Annotated in this window: 21 protein-coding genes; 10 read left to right on the top strand and 11 right to left on the bottom strand. The window is 69.3% G+C overall.

Going from position 1 to position 22,702, the window contains the following annotated elements:
- Positions 1-97: 97 nt before the first annotated feature.
- Positions 98-901 (top strand): MBL fold metallo-hydrolase, encoded by an 804-nt coding sequence (locus ACSMFO_RS10455; protein ID WP_038508370.1) that lies wholly within the window; start codon positions 98-100, stop codon positions 899-901.
- A 259-nt stretch (positions 902-1,160) separates the two neighbouring features.
- Here the strand turns inward: ACSMFO_RS10455 and ACSMFO_RS10450 are convergent, their stop codons facing one another.
- Entirely contained in the window at positions 1,161-1,634 is a 474-nt protein-coding gene (locus tag ACSMFO_RS10450; protein ID WP_038508367.1) for an Lrp/AsnC family transcriptional regulator, read from the bottom strand.
- A gap of 122 nt (positions 1,635-1,756) precedes the next feature.
- Here ACSMFO_RS10450 and hppD point away from each other — a divergent pair, with 122 nt between their 5' ends.
- From hppD to ACSMFO_RS10410, 8 genes are all read left to right on the top strand, one after another.
- The gene (gene hppD, locus ACSMFO_RS10445) at positions 1,757-2,956 is read left to right on the top strand and encodes a 4-hydroxyphenylpyruvate dioxygenase (RefSeq protein ID WP_436458283.1); all 1,200 of its coding nucleotides are present in this window, start codon (positions 1,757-1,759) and stop codon (positions 2,954-2,956) included.
- Between the two features lie 199 nt (positions 2,957-3,155).
- On the top strand, positions 3,156-3,713 hold the full coding sequence (locus ACSMFO_RS10440; protein ID WP_360081814.1) for a YbaB/EbfC family nucleoid-associated protein: 558 nt from the start codon (positions 3,156-3,158) through the stop codon (positions 3,711-3,713).
- A 32-nt stretch (positions 3,714-3,745) separates the two neighbouring features.
- The gene (locus ACSMFO_RS10435; RefSeq protein WP_037340818.1) at positions 3,746-4,060 is read left to right on the top strand and encodes a type VII secretion target; all 315 of its coding nucleotides are present in this window, start codon (positions 3,746-3,748) and stop codon (positions 4,058-4,060) included.
- Entirely contained in the window at positions 4,060-8,370 is a 4,311-nt protein-coding gene (locus ACSMFO_RS10430) for a hypothetical protein (protein WP_436458280.1), read from the top strand. Before ACSMFO_RS10435 ends, ACSMFO_RS10430 begins: the two co-directional genes overlap by 1 nt.
- Positions 8,363-8,803, top strand: coding sequence for a hypothetical protein (locus ACSMFO_RS10425; RefSeq protein WP_038508360.1), 441 nt, complete (start codon positions 8,363-8,365; stop codon positions 8,801-8,803). The genes ACSMFO_RS10430 and ACSMFO_RS10425 overlap by 8 nt, the downstream gene beginning before the upstream one ends.
- Positions 8,800-9,249: a hypothetical protein gene (locus ACSMFO_RS10420; RefSeq protein WP_436458278.1), complete on the top strand. Its 450-nt coding sequence runs from the start codon at positions 8,800-8,802 to the stop codon at positions 9,247-9,249. The genes ACSMFO_RS10425 and ACSMFO_RS10420 overlap by 4 nt, the downstream gene beginning before the upstream one ends.
- 17 nt (positions 9,250-9,266) lie before the next feature.
- The gene (locus ACSMFO_RS10415) at positions 9,267-10,133 is read left to right on the top strand and encodes a ferredoxin (RefSeq protein ID WP_436458277.1); all 867 of its coding nucleotides are present in this window, start codon (positions 9,267-9,269) and stop codon (positions 10,131-10,133) included.
- A gap of 119 nt (positions 10,134-10,252) precedes the next feature.
- Positions 10,253-10,531, top strand: a complete 279-nt coding sequence (locus ACSMFO_RS10410) for a hypothetical protein (RefSeq protein WP_037340809.1) — start codon at positions 10,253-10,255, stop codon at positions 10,529-10,531.
- A 131-nt stretch (positions 10,532-10,662) separates the two neighbouring features.
- Here ACSMFO_RS10410 and ACSMFO_RS10405 read toward each other — a convergent pair whose 3' ends face one another.
- The 6 genes from ACSMFO_RS10405 to ACSMFO_RS10380 form a co-directional block, all read right to left on the bottom strand.
- Entirely contained in the window at positions 10,663-11,820 is a 1,158-nt protein-coding gene (locus ACSMFO_RS10405; protein ID WP_436458275.1) for a cystathionine gamma-synthase, read from the bottom strand.
- 51 nt (positions 11,821-11,871) lie between these two features.
- Positions 11,872-12,465, bottom strand: a complete 594-nt coding sequence (locus ACSMFO_RS10400) for a hypothetical protein (RefSeq protein WP_378417666.1) — start codon at positions 12,463-12,465, stop codon at positions 11,872-11,874.
- A 34-nt stretch (positions 12,466-12,499) separates the two neighbouring features.
- On the bottom strand, positions 12,500-12,970 hold the full coding sequence (locus tag ACSMFO_RS10395; RefSeq protein ID WP_436458274.1) for a hypothetical protein: 471 nt from the start codon (positions 12,968-12,970) through the stop codon (positions 12,500-12,502).
- A 36-nt stretch (positions 12,971-13,006) separates the two neighbouring features.
- Positions 13,007-13,606 carry a hypothetical protein gene (locus tag ACSMFO_RS10390; protein WP_436458272.1) on the bottom strand — a complete coding sequence of 200 codons (600 nt, stop codon included), beginning with the start codon at positions 13,604-13,606 and terminating at the stop codon, positions 13,007-13,009.
- 113 nt (positions 13,607-13,719) lie between these two features.
- On the bottom strand, positions 13,720-15,141 hold the full coding sequence (locus ACSMFO_RS10385; RefSeq protein WP_436458270.1) for a hypothetical protein: 1,422 nt from the start codon (positions 15,139-15,141) through the stop codon (positions 13,720-13,722).
- Positions 15,142-15,374: 233 nt separating this feature from the next.
- Positions 15,375-16,745, bottom strand: coding sequence for a cystathionine beta-synthase (locus ACSMFO_RS10380; protein WP_436458269.1), 1,371 nt, complete (start codon positions 16,743-16,745; stop codon positions 15,375-15,377).
- A 180-nt stretch (positions 16,746-16,925) separates the two neighbouring features.
- Between ACSMFO_RS10380 and ACSMFO_RS10375 the strand changes: the two genes are divergently transcribed.
- Complete coding sequence (locus ACSMFO_RS10375; RefSeq protein WP_038508346.1) at positions 16,926-18,146, top strand: acetyl-CoA C-acetyltransferase; 1,221 nt, start codon at positions 16,926-16,928, stop codon at positions 18,144-18,146.
- Positions 18,147-18,246: 100 nt separating this feature from the next.
- On the opposite strand, the gene ACSMFO_RS10370 is transcribed toward ACSMFO_RS10375, so the two are convergent.
- From ACSMFO_RS10370 to ACSMFO_RS10355, 4 genes are all read right to left on the bottom strand, one after another.
- Positions 18,247-19,782: a DHA2 family efflux MFS transporter permease subunit gene (locus tag ACSMFO_RS10370; RefSeq protein ID WP_038508344.1), complete on the bottom strand. Its 1,536-nt coding sequence runs from the start codon at positions 19,780-19,782 to the stop codon at positions 18,247-18,249.
- A gap of 225 nt (positions 19,783-20,007) precedes the next feature.
- Entirely contained in the window at positions 20,008-21,276 is a 1,269-nt protein-coding gene (locus ACSMFO_RS10365) for a YeeE/YedE family protein (protein WP_378419324.1), read from the bottom strand.
- 211 nt (positions 21,277-21,487) lie between these two features.
- Entirely contained in the window at positions 21,488-22,069 is a 582-nt protein-coding gene (locus ACSMFO_RS10360) for an LppU/SCO3897 family protein (RefSeq protein WP_228694858.1), read from the bottom strand.
- A gap of 111 nt (positions 22,070-22,180) precedes the next feature.
- Positions 22,181-22,693 carry an LppU/SCO3897 family protein gene (locus ACSMFO_RS10355; protein WP_436458266.1) on the bottom strand — a complete coding sequence of 171 codons (513 nt, stop codon included), beginning with the start codon at positions 22,691-22,693 and terminating at the stop codon, positions 22,181-22,183.
- Positions 22,694-22,702 lie beyond the last annotated feature (9 nt).

Here is a 22,702-nt window from a genome sequence, read left to right as displayed (position 1 = left end):
CGTCAGCGCGCGACAATCGACACTGCGCGCCCGGCTCCATGGCCGGGCGCGCATATGAGCCGTTAGCGTGACCTCCGGAGAATTCTGGAGGGAAACGATGAGCGAACTACCCATCTGCGTCGCCTGCGGCATGCAGTACGCGGAACCCCGGTCGGACTGCCCGATCTGCGAGGACGAACGTCAGTACATCCCGCAGGCCGGACAGCGCTGGACCGATCTGGACACCGTCCGCGCGAGCGGGACGTACCAGGCACGCATCGAGGAGCAGGGCCCCGGCCTCATCGGGGTCGGGTCCACTCCCAACTTCGCCATCGGCGAGCGCGCCCTGCTGGTCAAGGCCGAATCCGGCAACTTCCTGTGGGACTGCGCGGGCTTCATCGACGACGACCTCGTCGCCAAGGTCCGTGACCTCGGCGGCCTCACCGGCATCGCGATCAGCCACCCGCACTACTACACCACCATGGTCGAGTGGGCCCACGCCTTCGACGTGCCGGTCTACCTGCACGAGGGCGACCAGCAGTGGATCGGCAGGCCGGATCCGGCGATCAAGCTGTGGAGCGGGACGACCCTCGACGTCGCCCCCGACCTGCGGCTCATCAACCTCGGCGTGCATTTCGCCGGCGGGACCGTGCTGCACTGGCCGGGCGGGGAGAACGGCCGCGGCGCGGTGCTCTCGGGCGACATCCTGCAGGTCATCCCGGACCGCCGCTTCGTCGGCATGATGTACAGCTACCCGAACCTGATCCCGGAGCGCCCCGAGGTCGTCCGCCGCGCGGCCGAACTGCTCGAACCGTACGCGTTCGAGGCGATCTACGGCGCCTGGTGGGACGCGATCATCCGCACCGACGGGCACGAGGCGGTCCAGCGGTCGGCCAAGCGGTACCTGAGCCAGGTGGGCTAGCTCTTCGCCGGCTTCGTGATCCATGTGGCGACGCCGCGAAAGCCACTTTCGCAACGTTGAAAGTTGTGAAAGTGGCTTTCGCAACGCGCCCCGGCGGATCGCCCCGCCCAGCCGACGACGCTGTGCCCTTTGGGCTGACCAGCGCCCCAGCCGTCGACGGGCACGTCGCGAAAGCCACTTTCGGGACATCAGATGTCCCGAAAGCGGCTTTCGCAACACAGCGCCGACCGTTCAGGAACGCGCCGGGATCCGTCACCGCCTAGCTCCTCGCCAGCCGTTCCAGCAGCGGCCGTACGCGCGGCGGAACCGGCGTCGACAACGCGATCGACGTCGACGTCCGCCGCACGTACGGCGCGCCGACCACCTCGTCCACCACCCGCTGCAGGTCGTCGTTGTTGCGCGCCACCATCCGCACGAAGAGGTCGCCCTGCCCGGTCGTCGCGTGGACCTCGCACACCTCGTCGATGGCGGACAGCGCCTCCGCGACCTCGGCCCGGCGGCCCTGCGCGATCTCCAGGACGGCGAACGCGGTGAGGCCGTATCCCATCGCCGCGAGGTCGAGTTCGGGCGGGAACCCGCCGAGGATCCCGCGTTCGGTCAACCGGTCCAGCCGCGCCTGCACGGTGCCCCGCGCGACGCCGAGACGGCGGGCGCATTCGAGCACGCCGAGCCGAGGCGAGTCGGTGAGCAACAGCAGCAGCCGCGCGTCCAGTGCGTCGAGTGCTTCCGACATCAGGCCTACCTCCTGAACAGGTTGTCCACTTTGACTGCGCGCACCCTGCTTCGACTGGTCATAGTGTGCAGTGAAATCTTTGACCGTTGCGCATTTTGTCACGTGCTCCGATGCTTCAGGGCATGACGCACACAGTGGAACCCCAGGGCGCTCTTGACGACGTGAGCTACGACCAGCTGCGTCAGCTCGTCGGCCTCGTCGACCACGACTCTTCGACCGACCCCTTCCCGGTGAAGTCGATGGACGCGGTGGTGTTCATCGCGGGCAACGCCACGCAGACCGCGTGGTTCTACCAGGTCGCGTTCGGTATGCAGCTCGTCGCGTACTCCGGCCCGGAGACCGGCCACTTCGACCGTAAGTCGTTCGTGCTGAAGTCCGGCTCGGCCCGCTTCGTGATCACCGGCGGTGTCCAGCGCGACTCCTCGCTGCTCGACCACCACCGCCGCCACGGCGACGGCGTGATCGACCTCGCCCTCGAAGTCGCCGACGTCGACCGGTGCATCGAGCACGCCCGCGCGCAGGGCGCCACCGTCCTCGAGGAGCCGCACGACGTCTCCGACGAGCACGGCACCGTGCGCGTCGCCGCGATCGCGACCTACGGCGAGACCCGCCACACGCTGGTCGACCGGTCGAGGTACACCGGCGTCTACCTGCCCGGCTACGAGCCGCGCGAGAGCAGCGTCGTCCGTCCGGAAGGCGCGCCGAAGCGGCTGTTCCAGGCCGTCGACCACTGCGTCGGCAACGTCGAGCTCGGCAAGATGGACTACTGGGTCGACTGGTACCACCGCGTCATGGGCTTCGTGAACATGGCGGAGTTCGTCGGCGACGACATCGCGACCGAGTATTCGGCGCTGATGAGCAAGGTGGTCTCCAACGGCAACCACCGCGTCAAGTTCCCGCTCAACGAGCCGGCGATCGCGAAGAAGAGGTCGCAGATCGACGAGTACCTCGAGTTCTACGGCGGCGCCGGCTGCCAGCACATCGCGCTGGCCACCAACGACATCGTCGCGACGGTGAAGGCGATGCGCGCCGCGGGCGTCGAGTTCCTCGACACCCCGGACTCCTATTACGACGACCCGGAGCTGCGCGCGCGGATCGGCGAGGTGCGCGTGCCGATCGAGAAGCTCAAGGAGCACCGCATCCTGGTCGACCGCGACGAGGACGGCTACCTGCTGCAGATCTTCACCAAGCCGATCGGCGACCGCCCGACGGTGTTCTACGAGCTCATCGAGCGGCACGGTTCGCTCGGCTTCGGCAAGGGCAACTTCAAGGCCCTGTTCGAGGCCATCGAGCGTGAGCAGGAGCGCCGCGGCAACCTCTGACCCCGGCAGTTCGCAGGGCGTGAAAGGGCTCTTCATCGCACTTTGTGCGGTGAAGAGCCCTTTCGCTACGTGACGGGACCGACTTTGTCGGCGGTGGGTGGTACACCGGACGGGAACTAAACTTCGAGCGCACCCGGAACCGGAAGCCTCTCCGGACCGTCAGTGTGAAGACGTCAGCACGCAGCTTGGAAGGGTCCCGATGCCGGACAACGTCGACGCCAGCGAACGCATGGTGGACAACTGGACGAAGCAGATCCAGGAGACCGCCGCGCGCTATCAGGCGATGGCCGCCCGCATGCAGGGTCAGACCGTGACCGAGCGGTCGAAGGACAACACCATCGAGGTCACGATCGACTCGAAGGGCCTCCTCACGAACCTCGTCATCTCCGAAGCCGCGAGCGGCAAACGGATGGCGGAGGTCTCGTCGCAGGTCATGCGCCTCGTCCAGCTCGCGCAGTCGCGGATCCCGGAACTGCTGCAGGCGGCGATGGCCGAGACCGTCGGCACAAGCGACGAGACGGCGAACAGGGTGATCGCGGAAGCGCAGAGCACCTTCCCGGAGGCACCGCCCGAGGAGAACCTCGCACCGCCGGAACCCGAGCGGCACCACCGTTTCGGCCCGGAGGACGACGAGCCCTCGCCGCCGCCCGCACAGGCGAACCCGCCCCAGAATCCACCTCAGCCGAAGCCGATCCCGCGCCGCCGCCGCACGCAGGACGACGATGACGACGACTTCGGCGGCAGCATCCTTTCGTAGACGTCCATCCGGCCTGGTAGAGGGGAGAAACCATGGCAGGCAAGGGTTTTGAGCTCGGCGCCGACCTCGACGCGCACGCCAAGCAGATCGACGGCATCGCCGACGGCCTGCGCACGGCGGTCGACGCCGCGCAGCAGGTGAGCATGCCGACCGACGCGTACGGCATCATCTGCCAGCCGTTCCGGATGATGCTCGACCCGGTCGAGGAGTTCGGCATCAACGCGCTGACCAAGGCCGTCGAGGCCGCGACGGCGGTGGCGAACAACGTGCGGTCCGCGTCCAACGCCTACCAGACGCAGGACGAGAACTTCGCCGCCGAGTTCAAGAACGCGCAGGTGCCTGACTGATGCCCGAGGGAAACCCGCTCGTCGCGAAGGCGCCTACGGATGGCGACGGCCCTGGTCCGCTGACGGCCGGGAACAGCGAATACGGCTACGGGGCGGGCATCGGCGTCGCCGAGTCGGCCATGGACGCCTTCAACGGCATCTCGAACGGCGACTGGATCGGCGGCGGGCTCGGCGTGCTGAGCCTCGCGGGCGAGCTCGCCAGCGCGGCGATCGACCCGTTCGGCTACCTGATGTCGTCGGTGGCCTCGTTCCTGATGGAACACATGCAGCCGCTGAAGGACATGCTGGACGCCGTCGCCGGCGACCCGCCGGTCATCCAGTCGTATTCCGAAACCTGGGGCAACGTCGCCAAGAAACTGGAAGACACCCAGGTCGAGTTCTCGAACGCGGTCAAGAACGGCACGACCGGCTGGACGGGCGAGGCGGCCGACCAGTACCGCAAGCAGGCCGCGGAACAGGCCGAGGCGATCAGCGGCGCGGCGACGGTCGCGGGCGCGATCAGCACCGTCGTGATGATCTTCGGCGAGATCGTCACGTTCGTCCGCGAGTTCATCCGCCAGCTGATCGCGGACGCGGTCGGCAAGCTCATCGCGTGGGTCATGGAGACGGTGTTCTCCCTCGGCTTCGGCACGCCCGTGGTGGTCGCGCAGGCCGTCACCGCGATCGCCAAGTGGGCCGCGAAGATCGCCGACAAGCTCAAGGAACTGTGCGACGCGATGCGGCGGGTCTCGCCGCTGCTCGGCAAGCTGGCCGACGTCTTCGAGAAGATCATCAAGATCTTCGGCAAGATCGCGGGCAAGGTCACCGGCCTGGACGTGATCAACACCAAGAACATCAAGCCGGGCGGGTTCATCCAGCGCGGCGGCAGCGGCGGCGGATCCGGTGGGTCCGGCGGCGGATCCGGCTCGGGTTCCGGGGACGGTCCGGACGGCGACGGTTCGGGCAGCGGCTCTGGTGACGGCAGCGGCTCCGGTGACGGATCCGGAAGCGGCGACGGTTCCGGCAGCGGTAGCGGCTCCGGTGACGGCTCGAACGGCGACGGTTCGGGCAGCGGCCCCAACGGAGACAACTCCGGAGGCAACTCCGGCGACACCGACAGCGGCCCCAACGGAGACAACTCCGGAGGCAACTCGGGCGACACCGACAGCGGCCCGAACAACGGCACCGGCGGCAACTCCGGCGACACCGACAGCGGCCCGAACGACGGCGGGTCCAGCGGAGACACCCCGTCCAACACCACCCGCAGTGGTGACGGTGGCGGCTCGTCCACCCGCTCCGACAGCGGCTCCCCCAACCGCGCCGGCGACGGACCGTCCACTTCGGACGGAAACTCCGCCGGTGGCGATGGTTCCTCCAGTGCCGCCCGGTCCGACGGTGGTTCCCCCGGCGATTCCGCCACCCCGAACCGCGCGTCCGACGGCGGCTCACCGAGCCCGAACCGTGCGGACACCGGCGGCTCCCCCAGCCATACACCCGACAGCGGCTCCCCCGCACCGCACACGCGGACGGACACCGGCGGCTCCCCGAGCCACACACCGGACAGCGGCTCCTCCACCCCGAACACCCGTGCCGACAGTGGCTCCCCCGCTCCGCACACGCGGGCTGACAGCGGCGGCTCCCCCAGCCACACACCGGACGGGGGCTCGCCCGCACCGCACACCCGTGCCGACTCGGGTGGTTCCCCCAGCCACACACCCGACAGCGGTTCCCCGGCCCCGCACACGCGGACCGACAGCGGTTCCCCGAGCCACACACCCGACAGTGGCTCCCCCGCCCCGCACACCCGCACCGACAGCGGCGGCTCCCCGAGCCACACCGGTGACGGCGGCTCGCCCCGGACGCACGGCGGCGACGGCGGCGGTTCACCCACCCCTCGTTCCGACCCGTCGCCCGGCCACCACGGCGGCAACGACGGCGGCAGCCCCACCAGGCCGACCGACAGCGGCACGACGACCAGCGGTACCGCGCCCACGGCGCCGCGTCTCGGCGACGCAGGCCCGTCACACATGCCTTCGCAGCGCGGCGGTTCCGGCGGCGACGGTTCGCCCGGTGTCCCGCCGCAGGGCCAGCCCTTGGCGGGCGGCATGCCGCCTCAAGGCGCTCCGGGCGGCACTCCCGGCGGCACTCCGGGTTCGCCCGGCGGCAGGCCGCAAGGCGGCGGCTGGACGGGTACGCCCGGTTCGCCGCGCACCCCGGACCCGCACGCCCCGCGCACACCCGACACCCACACCGGCCCCAGCCGCGGTCCCGGCCAGACCGGCCCCGGCGGACGGCCGAACCAGCCGCATCAGCCGCAGCCGGTCGCCCGTGGCAACGACTTCGGCCCCGGCGCCCAGCCGCACACCGGCACCCCCGGCACTCACGGCCCGGGCAACCGGCCGGGCGGCACGGGTCCCGGCAACACCGGTCCGGGCGGCCGCGGTCCCGGGGGCCACTCCGGGCCTCCGCACTCGCCGGACGGCCACGGCCCCGACGGGCACGGCCCGCGCCAGGACCCGGACGGTCACCCGCACGACCGCGGCCCCGACGCCGAGCCGGATCGCCCGCTGACGCCGGACGAGGTCAACCAGCGGCATTCCGAAGGCACGCCCGCGGGCAGCTCGTACCACCGTGGCGACTCGGACATGGGCGACCTGCCGCACCGCGTCCAGCCGGATCCGGACGGCCGCTACACCGTCGACGTGCACGTCACACCGGACGGGCACGCCCGTATCGGCAACCGCACCTACACCCCGGAAGAATTCGCGGACATCCTGCGACGCAACGGGGATTACGACGGCCGCCCGATCCGCCTGATCGGCTGCGACGCCGGCTCGAACGACTTCGCGCGCCGTCTGTCGCGGGAGCTCGACACCGAGGTGATGGCGCCGAGCAAGCCGGCGTGGACCGACTCGAACGGGCGCGTCTTCTCGTCCGATTACGAGATCGGTCCCGACGGCCGCCCCCGGCCCAAGATCCCGCCGAACGGCGAATGGGACGTCCACAGCCCCGACGGCACCGCCCGCCGGGCGAGCGACGACGGCTTCACCCCGGACACTTCGCACGCGGACAAGCACGACGTGGACGCCGACAGTGCCCGCGACCGCGGCAGGGACTTCCCTTCACAGCACGAGATCGAGGGCGGCTGGAAGGAGCCGGACTACACCCCGCCTCGCCGGGACGTCACGTTGCAGCCGGGCGAGCGGTTCTACGATCCCAGCAACCCGAGGCCGCTGGACCCGAACACGAAGTACGAGGTCACCGACGGCTCCGGCCGACGGTCGACCATCTACACCGACGACTCCGTGCCGCCCAAGATCACGCATGTCGACGCCGACGTCCCGAACACCCGGATCGGGTCCGATCCGTCCAACTCACTGGCGAACCCGGACACGGACCACCTCCTCCCCGACGTCGACTACCGAGTGCACACCGGCGAGGGCCGGTTCGAGTTCAGCACCGACGGCAACGGCAATCCGAAGCTGGACCTGGACGACTTCGATCCCCCTGCCAACGCCAGGCCGGAAACCGTGCCGAACTGGGATCCCAGTGCGAATGGTGACGGCCCGTTCAGCAACAAGCCCCGGTCGGAACTCGATCCCAACACCGCGTACAAGGTGTACTCGACGGACGCCAACGGCAACAAGGTCCTGCACGGGACCTTCTACACCAACAACGAAGTGCCGCCGCGCTTCACCCATATCGAGACCCGGCCGGACGATCCCAAGAACCGCTGGATCAACCCCGAGACCGGCGACAAGCAGACGATGCACGACGCGCAGGCGAACAGGCCCGACGGCCTTCCGCTCAAGGGCGTCAAGTACAAGATCGGCGACTTCAACTACCACGCCGATCAGTACGGCAACAGCCCGGTCTCGTTCGAGCCCGACTACTCCTCCAAGGCGGGACCGCGCGGGAACACGAGCGTCATGACCCGGATCGGCGCGATCGGCGTCACGGACACCGGCCTGCCCGCACGAGGCGGCCACACCGGGGACCACGCCTCCGGCGCGGGTGGCGGCCGTATCGCCGGCGCCCCCCAAGCGCATACGCAGAACAACCACACCGCCGGGAGCGACGAGAACAACTGGGCGTACTCGGAAACCGACCGCCGGACAGCCGAAAGCCGCGGTGGCGACCACGGCAGGGTGCGGACCTGGCTCGAGGAACCGTCCGTCGGGGAGACCCCGGACCGGTGGCACACCATGTCCGAGAGAATCGCACCGGACGGAACCCGCACTTACAACTTCAGGAGCTTCGTGAATGTCCCCAACCCCGCCCCCGTCGCCCCCTACACCCCCCTCCGGCCAGAGCCCCCGGCAAATGTCTGACCAGGAGCGGGCCGATCAGCTGGTCCAGCAGATCGGTGCGGCCGTGCTGCAGGAGGCACCGCCGGGGTGGCGGCGGATCGACCTCAAGGCCACCATGGCCACGATGGTCGAGGAGCTGGCGATCACCGTGATCATGGAGGACGGGAGCAGCGCGCAGATGCAGCCGCCCGACATCCGGGCGGCCCTCCAGGAATCGCGTCAGGCCCTTTACGAACCGGGGAAGGGCACCTGGCTGGCGATGCGGCTCATCCTCGACCCTCCGGGTTCGTTCGCCGTCCACTACAACTTCACCTTCGATCCGCTGTGGGATCCTCCTGTCCCGGCGGTGGTCTACCAACGCGACCTGGAGGCGTTCCCGCGCGACGAGGAGAACATTCCGGCCTGGTACCGGGCACGGCTCGAAGAGCAGCAGGAAGGAGCTGAGCAGGCGTGACGATTCCGGCCAAGTTCGGTGACGTCGACCAGGAACGGATCCTGACCGAGATCGCCGACCAGCTGAAGTTCCTGCTCCCTCCCGGCTGGGACTACGTCCAGATCAAGTACAACGCCATCGGCGACTACCGGGAAACGGCCGCCATCGTGCGGTCGGTGGCGGAAACCCTCACCCCGTGGACCCCGCCGGAGGTCATCGCGGACCTGTTCGCCGAGCTGCGGGCGGAAGCCGCGAATCCCGTCGGGGGCACCTGGCTGGGCGCCGTGTTCGAAATGCGGCATCCGGGTTCGTTCAGGGTCAACTTCAACGGAACGGCGGAGCCGGAGTTCCGGAACCCGCCGCCCGCCGAAGCCTTCGCGGAGGAACTTCGGCGCTTCCCGCGTGCGGCCGAGAACATCCCGGACTGGCTGCGGCTGCGGGCCGACGAAGCCGGCGACGCCTCCTGACGCCTGAAAGAGGGAACATGACCCAGCCACCGGCGTCCTTGAACCAGCAGCAGCAACAGCAGCTCGTCTGGCAGATCGGCCATGCCCTCGCGACGCCGCTGCCTCCCGGCTGGCGGCAGATGCGCGTCGAGTTCCGGGCGGCGGGCAGGCATGTCGAGGTCGACCTGCTCGTCACCGGCCAGGATGGGCTGCCGCGTCCGGTGCAGCCGAGCCAGGAAGCCGTGCAGTTGCTCGGCAACCTGCGGGCGGGGATGTACCAGCCCGGCCGCGGGACCTGGCTGAGCGCGATCCTGGTCTACGGTCCGGCGACCGTGCTCAGCACGGACTTCCTCGCGGACGTGGAGCCGCCGTGGCGGCAGGCACCGCCGCAGATCGGCTTCCAGGACGAACTGCGGTTCTTCCCGCGCGCCGAGCAGTCCATCCCGCCCTGGCTGCGGCAGCGAGCCGGGCTCGACGCCGAGCCGCCCGCCGAATCCGCGGCGGCGACTCCGCTCGCCGAAACCCCGGAGGCGCTGCGCGTCCCGCGGGTCCACGACGGTCTCGACGAGTCGGGCCGCCCGATGGTGAACCGTGAGCCGCTGTCCCCGGCCGAGCGGGACCGGGTGCTGCAGTACCTCGACGGCGCGCCGGTCGTGCTGGCGTCGCGGACCTACGACGCCGACGCCTTCGACCCCGACAGGGAACCGTTGGTGCCGTTGAACTTCCGCACGGACGGCCGGTGGTATTGGCCGGGTGCGGTCGCCTACTACCTGCGCGAGCACGACGTCGCCCCCGATCCCGAACTCCTCGGTCACATCCGGGCGTTGCGGTTCACCCTGCCCGAGGTCGGCGAGCCGGAACGGGAACTCGCGGTCGCCGCGATCACCGGTCAGCCGTCCACTTAGGACTCAGGTGTTCGAGGCCGATCCGCGGCCGGAAGATGCCACCTGACGGATACGTCACGTGACAAGTTCGCGGTCCGGGTACTGTTGACGGCGTCGGCGAAGGCGACCAGGGAGCACACATGGCACGGGGGAACATCGGCAGGGTCCGGGCGACCCGCTCCGCCGGGATGCTCCCGGTCGTGCTGGCACTCACCTCGGCCGCGCTGCTGACCGGCGCCGCCGTCTACACGGTCGACCGCGCCGGCTGCGTGGACCCGGGCCAGTACATCCGGCACGACAACCACATCGAGCTCGTCGGCGGCTGCGTCGACGGCTCGGAGCTGCCCGCCGCGCCGCAGGGGACTTCGCACGAGGCGGACGCGAAGACCGGCGTCACGCCCAGCAACTTCCGCCCGTAACCGGGCGCTTCCTCCCACCACACCGCGCTGACCAGCGCGAAAGGAGCAAGGGACCTTTGCTGTCATTTGCTTAGCATGGCTACGCGAACGACAGCAAAGGTCCCTTGCTCACTCTCCGGGCTCGGCGGCGGTCAGCCCAGGGCGTCGGCCAGATCGGCGATCAGGTCGCTGCCGTCCTCGATGCCGACCGACAGGCGCAGCAGGTTGTCCGGCACCTCCAGGGTGGACCCGGCGGTGCTTGCGTGGGTCATCCGGCCGGGGTGCTCGATGAGCGACTCGATCCCGCCCAGCGACTCGGCGAGGATGAACAGCTTCGTCTTCGACGCGGCTTCGAGAGCGGCCTGCTCGCCGTCGACATGGGTGAACGAGATCATCCCGCCGAAGCGCCGCATCTGCTTCGAAGCGATCTCGTGGCCGGGGTGCTCCGGCAGGCCCGGGTAGTAGACCCGCTCGACCTTCGGGTGCTTCAGCAGCATCCGGGCGATCAGTTCGGCGTTGTCGCTGTGCCGCTCCATCCGCAGCGCGAGCGTCTTGATCCCGCGCAGGGTCAGCCAGGCGTCGAACGGACCGGGCACCGCGCCCGCGGCGTTGCGCAGGTAGAACAGCTGCTCGCGCAGTTCGTCCTCGTTCGTCAGGATCGCGCCGCCGACGACGTCGGAGTGCCCGCCGAGGTACTTGGTCGTCGAGTGCAGGACGACGTCGGCACCCAGCGAAAGCGGGTTCTGCAGGTACGGGGTGGCGAAGGTGTTGTCGACGACCAGGCGGGCGCCGGCGCCATGCGCGACCTCGGCCAGCGCGGCGATGTCGGCGATCCCCAGCATCGGGTTCGTCGGCGACTCGCACCAGATCAGCTTCGTCTCCGGCCGGATCGCGGCGCGGACCTCGGCGATGTTCCCCAGGTCGGCGACCGTGTGCTCGACGCCCCACAGGCTGAGCACCTTGTCGATCAGCCGGAAAGTGCCGCCGTACGCGTCGTTGCCGAGCACGAGGTGGTCTCCGGGCCGCAGGGTCGCCCGCAGCAGGACGTCACTGGCCGCCATCCCCGACGCGTACGCCAGACCGTGCCGCGCGCCTTCGAGCGCCGCGAGCGCGACCTCCAGCGCGGTGCGCGTGGGGTTCGCGGTGCGGGAGTACTCGTAGTCGCCTTCGCGCGTGCCGCCGACGCCGTCCTGCGCGTAGGTCGAGGTCTGATAGATCGGCACGATGACCGCGCCGGTCCGGGGATCAGGGGTCTGCCCGGCGTGGATCGCGCGCGTCTCGAAGCCCAGCAGAGAGTAATCGTCGGCCATACCCCCAAGGGTACGGCCACCCACCCGGGATCCCATCGTCTGGGATTGAACTCACCACTGCGCGGGTGGTTGTCCCTGCTGCTGGGCACCGGGAGCCGGCGGGTAGCCGGGCTGTGGCGGGTATCCGAAGTTGGGCGGCTGCGTGGGAGTGTTCTTGGCCGCCAGCCAGCGCCCCGTCGGCGGGATCAGCGCCAGCACGAGGGTCGCGATCGCCGGGATCAGGACCACGAAGAGAAGCCAGCCGAAGCCGAAATGCAGCATCACCCCGCCGTACGAGAAGTAGAAACTCGAGCCGATCGCCCGGAACAGGAAGGTCAGCGCCACGAACCCGATCGCGCCCGCGGATCCGATCACGGTGAGCACCCGTCCGGCACGTTTGCGCACGAGCAGCAGGATCCCGCCGCCCAGCAGCAGAGCCGCACTGACGAAGTCCAGCACCGCCCCGACGACGAGGAACGAAATGACGTAATGGGAGAGCTCGATGACGTGGGACACGGTCCCGGCGAGGAACCAGAGCCCGCCGAGGATCGCCAAGATCCCGGCGATGATCCCGGTCGCCCCGCTCGGTTGCCGCGCCATTCCCGGCGGCGGGTAGGCACCGGGTGCCGGGTAGCCGCCCTGCGGCGGGTAGTGCTGGTAAGTCATTTCTCCCCTTTGCCGAATCCTTGTCCCATCCCGGCTACCAGCCGGGAAGCCGATCCTGCTTCGACGGCTCCTCCTCGTCGGGCCGCCGTCCCTCCAGCCAGTCCGAGGTCGGCCTGATCACCGACAGCACCAGCGCGGCGAAGGTCATCGCGAACAGGACGAACGCGACCACCTCGCCTGTCACCAGCGGCTCTCCGTCCACCTCGGCGAAGAAGTACGCGCGGGCCGCTCCGTTCGCGAGCACCGTCGCCACCATCGCGAGCGCCGTCCCGGCGACGACGAGGGTGCGGCCGAGGGTCCTGCGCAGCAGCAACAGGATGCCGCCGACGAACAGGGCCGCCGTCAGTACCCCGTTCCACGCGGTTCCGGCGAAGTACTGGGGGGCCGGCCCGAGAAAGGCGAGCTGCCCGACGAAGGTGCCCGCCTCGGACAAGTACCGCATACCGCACAAGATGGCGAGGACGGCCGCGCCGATCGCGGTCCCCGAAGACTGGTTCTGACCCATCGAACTCCCCCAAGCCGAGCCGGACGGCTCAGGATCTCACCATCCGCCCTGCTGGGGAAACTGATTCCGCGGCCGATACGGCTGCACCGGGGCGGGCCGCCAGCGCAGGTACCTGAACGTCGGCGGGAGCACCGCCAGCAGCAGCGACACCAGGCCGAACACGACCATGGCCAGCCGGAGGACACCGTCGAAGGTCGCGAACCGGAGCAGGATGTCGAGATGGATCCGGTACGGCACGCGGAACGCGATCGGCTCCAGCACGACGGCCAGGATGGCGAGCAGCGAGCCGAGGATCAGCAGGATGGCACCGATCAGCGAACGGAAGAACGTCGTCAGCGCGCCCATCAGCAGGAACAGCGCCGCGACCAGGTACAGCACCAGCTCGACGAGCGCGAAGCCGGGCAGGTTCGAGAGGCTGAACCCCGACGGGAGCTCGATGAAGTAGCGGATCGGGATGAAACCGGACGCGAGCGCCCCGACGAGGCCGAGCACCGCCGCGATGATCGCCGTCGCCCCGGACGGCTTGGCCTGCGGTGCGGGATACCCGAAACCTGGCGGTCCGGGCTGCTGGGCGGGATATCCGTACGGACCGGTCACGTCGCTCCCGTCGGGCCAGGTGTGGTCAACGGCGCTCACCCTAGTCCGCGGGTACCGGCCGTGGCAGGCGAATCGGCATACCCCGGCCAAAACGGAACACCCCCGGCCACGGGCCGGGGGTGCTCCGAACGAAACCGTTCAGTGGCGGCGAATCACCACTGCTGCGGGGGCTGACCGGGCTGCTGGCCCGGCTGGCCGAAACCGCCGCTGGGCGGCCCCTGCTGTCCGGGCTGCTGCCCGAAACCACCGGGCTGCTGCGGAGCCTGGCCGAAACCACCCTGCGGCGGCTGGCCCGGCTGGGCGAACCCGCCACTGGGCGGGCCCTGCTGACCCGGCTGCTGCCCGAAACCACCGGGCTGACCCTGCTGCGGGAAACCACCCGAAGACGGACCGGGCTGTCCGGGCTGTCCGAAGCCACCCGGCTGCGGCTGGCCGAACTGTCCGGGCTGGCCCGGCTGTCCGGGCTGCCCCGGCTGACCGAAACCACCCTGCGGCGGACCGCCGAAACCACCGGGCTGACCGCTCTGCGGGGCGCCCAGCACCGAACCGCCGCCACCGAGGCCGACGAACTGCGCGGTCGCCGGGATCAGGCCCAGCACACCGACGATCAGGATCACGATGCCGAGGAGCAGGTGCAGCAGGCCACCGCCGATACCGGCGCCTTCCCGAGCGGACGGCGGCAGCTTGTCCAGGAAGTCCGACGACGGGGTCGAACCGCTGAGCAGGAGGACACCGAACAGCACCAGCAACGCGCCGCCCGCGGCGACGACGATCGGCGCGATCTTCTTCACCGTGCCGGGGAGCTTGCCCGCGAGGGCGAGCCCCACACCACCGGCGATCGAGACGAGCGATCCGACCAGAAGCATGATCACGTAGAACCAGGTGGCGCCCGGACCGGCCACACCGGCCTCGTCGAGGAACTTGTCGATCTGCTCCTGGTTCGGAGCGCTGTCGAAGATCTTCGAGTAGTCGCTGGCGTCACCGAAGTAGACGAACGAGACGATCAAGGCGATCAGGCCGAGCAACGCCACGACGCCGCCGGCGATGAACCCGAACATCTGGTTCCCACCGCCGCCGCCTGCTGCCGCGGGGCTGTAACCCGGCGGCGGCCCGCCGAAACCGGGCTGCTGGCCGAAGCCGCCCTGCGGCGGTCCGCCGAAGCCCTGCTGCGGCTGGCCGAAACCGGGCTGCTGCTGGCCCTGCGCCGGGTCGAACCCGCCCTGCTGGGGCTGGCCGAAGCCCTGCTGCTGACCGAAGCCGCCACCCTGGGCGCCGTAGGCACCGGCGGCCGGGTTGTCGGCCGCGCTCGGCGGCGGGGCGTACGGGATGGCGGGCGGCTGCGAACCCGGCGGCACGAGCTGGGTGGACTCGGCGGTGGGGCTTTCCCCGCCACCGCTCACCGGCTGCACGACCTGGGTCGCGTTCGCGTCGCCGGAACCCGGCTGGACCGGCTGCACGACCTGCGTGGGCTCCGGCGTGTCGCCGAACCCGCCGCCCTGCTGCTCATGGGAAGGCTGCTGCCCGTACTGCGGCTGCCCGTAGTCGGGCTGGGCCGGCTGACCGGGCTGCACCACCTGCGTCGGTTCCGGGGAACCGAACGGGTTGTCTTGCTGCGGCTGAGGGCCACTCGGGGGTCCCTGCGGTGGCTGGGCGCCACCCCAAGGCTGATTCGGTGGCTGCGGAGCACTCATTTGGGTCTTGAACCCCCTTGACGAGGACATAAAAGTTCAACTCACCCGACACGCTATCGGATAGCCGGGTGGGCCGCTCGTAACGCCCCGGCCCGACCATCCGATGAAATGCCTCTTTACCGTCCCGCGAGAAACGCGAGCAGGTCGTGCCGGGTGACGACACCCGCCGGTTTGCCGTCGACCAGCACCAGCGCGCCGTCGGCGCCCGAGAGCGCGTCCATCGCCGCGCCCACCTGTTCACCGGCGCCGATGGTCGGCAGCGGCGGCGACATGTGCTGCTCTAGCCGGTCGGCGAGCTGGGCCTTGCCGGTGAAGAGCGCTTCGAGCAGGTCGCGCTCGTTGACCGCGCCCACGACCTCGGCCGCCATGACCGGCGGCTCCGCGCTGACCACGGGCATCTGGCTGACGCCGAACTCCGAAAGGATCGCCACCGCTTCGGCGACGGTCTCGTTCGGGTGACTGTGCACGAGGCTCGGCAGCGAGCCGCTCTTCTTCATCAGGACGTCGCCGACGGTCGCGCCGCTGGAGTCCGGCGGCAGGAAGCCGTAGGACGACATCCAGCTGTCGTTGAACACCTTGGTGAGGTAGCCGCGGCCGCCGTCGGGCAGGAGCACGACGACGACGTCGTCCGGGCCGAGTCCCTCGGCGAGCTTGAGCGCGGCGGCGACGGCCATACCGCACGAACCGCCGACGAGCAGCCCCTCTTCGAGCGCGAGGCGGCGGGTGATGTCGAACGAGTCCGCGTCCGACACCGCGATGATGCGGTCGGCGATGTCGCGGTCGTAGGTGTCCGGCCAGAAGTCCTCGCCGACGCCCTCGACCAGGTACGGCCGCCCGGTCCCGCCGGAGTACACCGAACCTTCGGGGTCGGCGCCGATGACCTGGACACGTCCGTCGCTGACCTCCTTGAGGTACTTGCCGGTGCCCGAGATCGTGCCGCCCGTGCCGACGCCCGCGACGAAATGCGTGATCTTGCCCTCGGTCTGGCTCCAGAGCTCGGGGCCGGTCGAGTGGTAGTGGCTGGCGGGGTTCTCGGGGTTGGCGTACTGGTTCGGCTTCCAGGCGCCTTCGATCTCGCGGACGAGACGGTCGGAGACGTTGTAGTAGGAGTCCGGGTGCTCCGGCGCCACCGCGGTCGGGCAGACCACGACGCGGGCACCGTAGGCCTTGAGCACGTTGCGCTTGTCCTCGCTGACCTTGTCCGGGCAGACGAACACGCACTTGTATCCCTTGCGCTGCGCCACCATGGCCAGCCCGACGCCGGTGTTGCCGGACGTCGGCTCGACGATGGTGCCGCCGGGCTTCAGTTCGCCGGAACGCTCCGCGGCTTCGATCATCCGCAGCGCGATGCGGTCCTTGACGCTGCCGCCGGGGTTGACGTATTCGACCTTGGCCAGGATGAGCGGCTGCAGCCCCTCGGCCAGTGCGTTCAGCTTGACCAGAGGGGTGTTGCCCACGAGGTCCACGATGTGCTCGACGTATTCCACTCCCACAGCCTAAACGCCGCAGGTCGCGATGTGTCCACTCAACTCCGGTGGCGTGAGAACCACACTTTCGGCGAGTGGCGTGGGTCGCGTTCTCCTTTGACCCGCACCTCCCTCCGGTGGAGGATGCGAGGTGAGCAACCGCTTAGCGCGTCTGGATCGAGAACAAGGGAGTGTCGTTCCATGCCCGAAGCCGTCATCGTCTCCACCGCCCGATCCCCGATCGGCCGCGCCGGCAAGGGATCGCTGGTGAGCATCCGCCCGGACGACCTCACCGCGCAGATGGTCCGCGCCGCGCTCGACAAGGTCCCCGAACTCGACCCGACGCAGATCGAAGACCTCATGCTGGGCTGTGGTCTCCCCGGTGGCGAGCAGGGCTTCAACATGGGCCGCGCCGTCGCCGTCGAACTCGGCTACGACCACCTGCCCGGCTGCACGATCACGCGGTACTGCTCGTCGAGCCTCCAGACCACCCGCATGGCGCTGCACGCGATCAAGGCCGGCGAAGGCGACGTGTTCATCTCCGCCGGCGTCGAGACGGTTTCCCGTTTCGCCAACGGCAGCTCGGACTCCTGGCCGAACACGCACAACCCGCTGTTCGCCGACGCCGAGGCCCGCACCGCGCAGGTGGCGGCCGAGGGCGCCGACAGCTGGACGGACCCGCGCGAGAACGGTGTCCTGCCGGACGTCTACATCGCGATGGGCCAGACCGCCGAAAACCTGGCGCGGCTGAAGAACGTTTCGCGTGAGGAGATGGACGAGTTCGGCGTCCGCTCGCAGAACCTCGCCGAGAAGGCCATCGCCGACGGCTTCTGGGCCAACGACATCACCCCGGTGACCCTGCCCGACGGCACGGTGGTCTCGAAGGACGACGGACCGCGCGCCGGCGTCACCCTCGAAGGCGTCTCCGGCCTCAAGCCGGTCTTCCGCCCCGACGGCCGGATCACCGCGGGCAACTGCTGCGCGCTCAACGACGGCGCCGCCGCGGTGATCATCATGTCCGACACCAAGGCGAAGGAACTCGGTCTCACGCCGCTCGCCCGCGTCGTTTCGACCGGCGTTTCGGGGCTGTCGCCGGAGATCATGGGCTACGGCCCGGTCGAGGCGTCGAAGCGGGCGCTCGCGCGCGCCGGGATGTCCATCGGCGACATCGACCTCGTCGAGATCAACGAGGCGTTCGCCGCGCAGGTCATCCCGTCGTACAAGGACCTCGGGATCGACCTCGACCGGCTGAACGTCAACGGCGGCGCAATCGCCGTCGGCCACCCGTTCGGCATGACCGGCGCGCGGATCACCTCGACGCTGATCAACTCGCTGCGGCACCACGACAAGCAGTTCGGTCTCGAGACGATGTGCGTCGGTGGCGGCCAGGGCATGGCGATGGTGCTGGAGCGCCTCTCCTGACCCGCTGACCTGCGGAAAGAGAGCAAGGGACCTTTGCTACCGCTTACTTAGCCACGCTAAGCGAGTGGTAGCAAAGGTCCCTTGCTCTCTTTTTCGTGCCCTAGTGGGTCATGACCGGCGGTGCCGCGGCGACCTCACCGTCGGCCGCGCCCTCCGGCGGCGCGGGCTTGGTCTTCGGCAGGAACGCCGCCGGGATCAGGCACAGCGCGAGCAGGATCATCGACCACAGGAACGTCGTCGAGAACGCGTCCGCGGTCAGCCCCGAAGCCGCTTCGCGCGTCGCCGGGTTCATCACCGCGGCCGTCGCGGCCAGCTGCCCCTGCGCGGTCGGCACGCCGAACTTCCCGGCGAGCAGGGCCGCGAGGATGATCGACAGCACGGCCGAGCCGATCGCCCCGGCGGTCTGCTGCAGGATGTTCGTCGCCGTCGACGCCTTCGCCATGTCCTGCGACTTGAGCGTCTGCAACGCGGCCGAGGTGATCGGCATCATCGTCGCGCCCATGCCGAGCCCCATCACGAACAGCGCCGAAAGCAGCAGCCAGTACGGCGTCGCCGCGGTGATCTGGGTGAAGGCGATCAACCCGGCGAGCATCAGCACGAGACCGGGCAGCACGATCTTCCGCGCGCCGATCTTGTCCGCGAACCGGCCCGCGATCGGCATGGTCAGCATCGCGCCGACACCCTGCGGGGCGAGCAGCAGACCGGCGTTCATCGCCGATTCGCCGCGCGCCAGCACGAAATACGTCGGCAGGAGCAGCATCGCGCCGAAGAACGCGACACAGAAGAAGGTCATCGTCACCATGGCGACGGAGAACGACCGGTTCTTGAACAGCTTCAGGTCGAGCAGCGGGTTCGTGACCCGGTTCGCCCGGAACACGAACGCCACCAGCAACGCGACCCCGGCCAGCGCGGGCAGCCAGACGTCCACCGCGCCGACACCGCCCGCCGCCGGGATGTTCGAGACGCCGAAGATCAGCGCCGCCAGACCCGGCGAGACCATCAGCATGCCGACGAAGTCGAACCGCTCGCTGGGCTCCGGCCGGTCCTTCGGCAGCAGGCGCCAGGCCATCGCCATGGTGATCAGGCCGATCGGGACGTTGATGTAGAAGATCCAGCGCCAGCTCACCGCGTCGACCAGCCAGCCGCCGAGGATCGGGCCGCCGATCGGGCCGAGCAGCATCGGCACCCCGAGCACGCCCATCACCCGCCCGATCCGGTGCGGACCGGCGGCCCTGGTCAGGATCGTCATGCCGGCGGGCATCAGCATGCCGCCGCCGAAGCCCTGCAGGACCCGGAAGATGATCAGCGATTCGACGTCCCAGGCCATCCCGGCGAGCATCGAGCCGATCAGGAACAGCCCGATCGCGGTCATGTAGAGCCGCTTGGTGCCGAATCGGTCCGATGCCCAGCCGGTGATCGGGATGACCGTCGCCAGGGCGAGCATGTAGCCGGTCGCGATCCATTGGATGGTGTCGAACGAGGTCTGGAACTCGATGGTCAGTTTCTGGAGCGCGACGTTGACGACCGTCGTGTCGAGGATCGCCATGATCGCGCCGAGGATGACGACGCCGGCGACCTTGAGCACGCCGGCGTCGAGTTTGTCGCCGCCCGGTGCGGCCGGGCTTTGCGTTGACATGAAAGGTCCGTCCCCTGGTACTGAGTGGACGCGACAACCCCCGTGGTCGCGACTACGAGATCGACGCCCGGCGAAGCGCCGGGCCTTCCCCAACCGAGCTTGTGCATGAGGGCGCAAGCTCAGGTATGTAGCCGAGGGTAGCCGAACGCGGGTTTTACCTGCCAACTTTTTCCCTGTATGCGGGCCGAAAGGGCAGACCCGCATACAGGATGTCACGAAGAGTGATCAGCAGACGCTGTCGGTCGGAGCCGGATTGCCGAGCCCGAACAGCGGCCGCAGCTTGAGCCCGATCCAGGTGCCGCCGAGCGCGAAGACACCCCACAGCCAGCCGTGGAGACTGCCGACCGAGATACCGCCGAGGTAGGCGCCGATGTTGCAGCCGCCCGCCATCCGCGCGCCGACGCCCATCAGGATCCCGCCGAGCACCGCGGCCACCGCGGTCCGCCACGGGATCGAGCTGTGGATCTTCCACGCGCCCGCCGCCGCGGCCGCGACCCCCGCGCCGATCATGATGCCGATGTCGGTGAGGCTGTTCTTGTCCTTCCAGATCGGCCCCGCCAGCGAAGCCGCGTTCGCCTTGATCCGCCAGAACTCCCAGGTCTCGGGATGCAGGCCGAACACCTGCAGGATCTTGGCGCCCCACAGGCTGAACGCGCTCGTGACACCCCAGATCCCGCCGGAGACCAGGAAGACCGCGCCCGCCAGCACACCGAGGACGACGGCGCCGACGAGGATCGGCCAGGAGCCGCGGTAGATCCGGGCGAATCCGCGCGCGGTCGGGACGACGTCGACCGGCGGCGGGTTGCGGCGCTTCTGCACGAACCGGGTCCCCAGCACGATCGCGGCGAGGACGGCGACGGTGATCACCCACGAACCGAACCAGCCGACGTGGTCGGCGAGCAGGACACCTTTGAACTCGGGCCAGCCCGACAGCAGCGGATACGCCCACGTGTAGAGGACCGATCCGGTGATGAACCCGCCTAGGGTGAGCACGATCGTCGACTGCCCGGAGCCGACGGCGAACAACGTTCCCGACGCGCACGCACCGCCCAGCTGCATGCCGATGGCGAAGATCGTCGCGCCGACGAACAGCGCGAGCCCCAGCCCGCCCGCGGTCGGCTTCGGAGTGCTGCCGAAGAGCCCGGAGCCGGTGCCGACGATCAGCGCGATCAACGTCGCGGCCGTGCCGAGCAGCAGGGTATGCGCGCGCAGGCCCTGGCCGTTCCCGACCGCGATCAGCTGACGCCAGGCCGAAGTGAATCCGAACCGGGAGTGGAAGAGCGCGAGGCCGAGCAGCAGGCCGAGGATGAGCAGCACCCCGAACTTCGCGCCGTGCGCGGCCCAGACGTACCAGGTCAGCCCGACCGCGAGGGCTCCCGCGACCGCCAGCGGCACGACCTTGACCGGTTCCTCCGGTCGCGGAACCGGGGCGGCGCAAGAGGTCGGGAAGTCGAGGAGTTTCTTCTCACCGGCTTGGGTTTCCGTCGTCGCCACCAGGACTCCTGATCGATCGGCGGGGTGGGGGACGAGCAACGTTAGGACCGGTGACCACCCGATCGCAGCCCGTCCCACACTGTGCGACGAACGGCGGCTCCGACGCGGCCGGATGGCGGGGTGGTAGCAAAGGTCCCTTGCTCCCCCGGCACGCGTGAAGGCCCCCTTCCCTCGACTGAGCCGAGGAAAGGGGGCCTTCACGCGCTTAGGTCTACTCCGCCGTCTTGATGCAGATCGTGGTCGGCGGCGTCGAGTACGTCGCCACTCGCTTGGCTTCGGTGCCCTCGCAGGTCGCCTCGTCCGAAACGTTGGCGATCTTCACCAGTTCCGCGTCCTTGGCGGGGTCGGTGCAGGACACCTTCTGGTAGCCGGCGGTCTTCGAGGTGTAGCCCTTGAGGCAGTCACCCTGTTTGACGTTGGGCATGAGGCACAGCGTGTACGAGATCCGGCCGGACATCGAGATGCTGTCGTAGCCGCCCTCCGGGCAGGACTCGCCGCCGCCCACGCGGGCGGCGATCTTGACGTTCGCCTCCTGCGCGCCGCAATCGGCCTTCTTCGGCTCGTCGGCCGTCCGGGAGAACTCGGTCACGCTCAGGCATTCACCGGCCTGGGCACTGCCCGTCCCGGTGAAGTGATTGAAGAGGAACAGGCCGCCGCCGATCACGACGACGAGCACCGGGATGGCGAATCTCAGCCAACGGAGCTTGGACTTCTTGGGTGCAGACGGCTGACCGAAAACGTCGGGCTGTCCCACCGGCATTTGGCCCCCAGGGGCCGGCTGGGAAGTGGTCACCGAGAAACCTCACAGGTGTGAAGAGGAATGAGAACCTCGGTATCAAACACTTACCGTGATCAAGGCCACCACCCAGCCCCCCGAAAGAGTGAAAGCCCCTGGTCGAGGTCGCTATTTGAGGCTCTTCACGCAGACCGTCGACGGTGGCGTCGAGTAGCTCTTGAGATGGGTGGCTTCCGTGTCGTCACAGGTCGCGACACCGTCGACCACCTTCAGGACTTCGGCGTCCTTCGGGCGGTCCGAACAAGGAACCTTCTGATAGGCCACGCTGTCGGCGAGGAAGTTCTCGAGGCAGTCGCCCTGCTTCGCGTTGATCATCATGCAAAGCCGGTACGAGGCGAACGTCTTGTCGACGGTGAGCTGATCGTATTCGCCCGCCGGGCACGCGCCGCCGGCGTCGGTCTTCGCCCCGGCCTTCGCGTTGGCCTCGACGGAGCCGCAGTCCGCCTTGGCCGGATCCTCGTCGACGTCGCCGAAGGTGGTGACCGCGTAGCAGTCGCCCACCCGGACGTCGTCCGTGCTGGAGAGATAACCGATGATCCACGAAGACGCGCTGAGCACCACGATCGCGACCGGCAGCAGGATGCCCAGCCAGAACCACTTGGAACGCCTGTGTTCGGTCATGCCAGCAGG

Origin of the sequence: Amycolatopsis sp. w19, from assembly GCF_051373225.1 — a bacterium.
GTDB classification, from domain to species: Bacteria; Actinomycetota; Actinomycetes; order Mycobacteriales; family Pseudonocardiaceae; genus Amycolatopsis; species Amycolatopsis japonica.
This window is presented reverse-complemented; position numbering and strand designations above follow the sequence as displayed.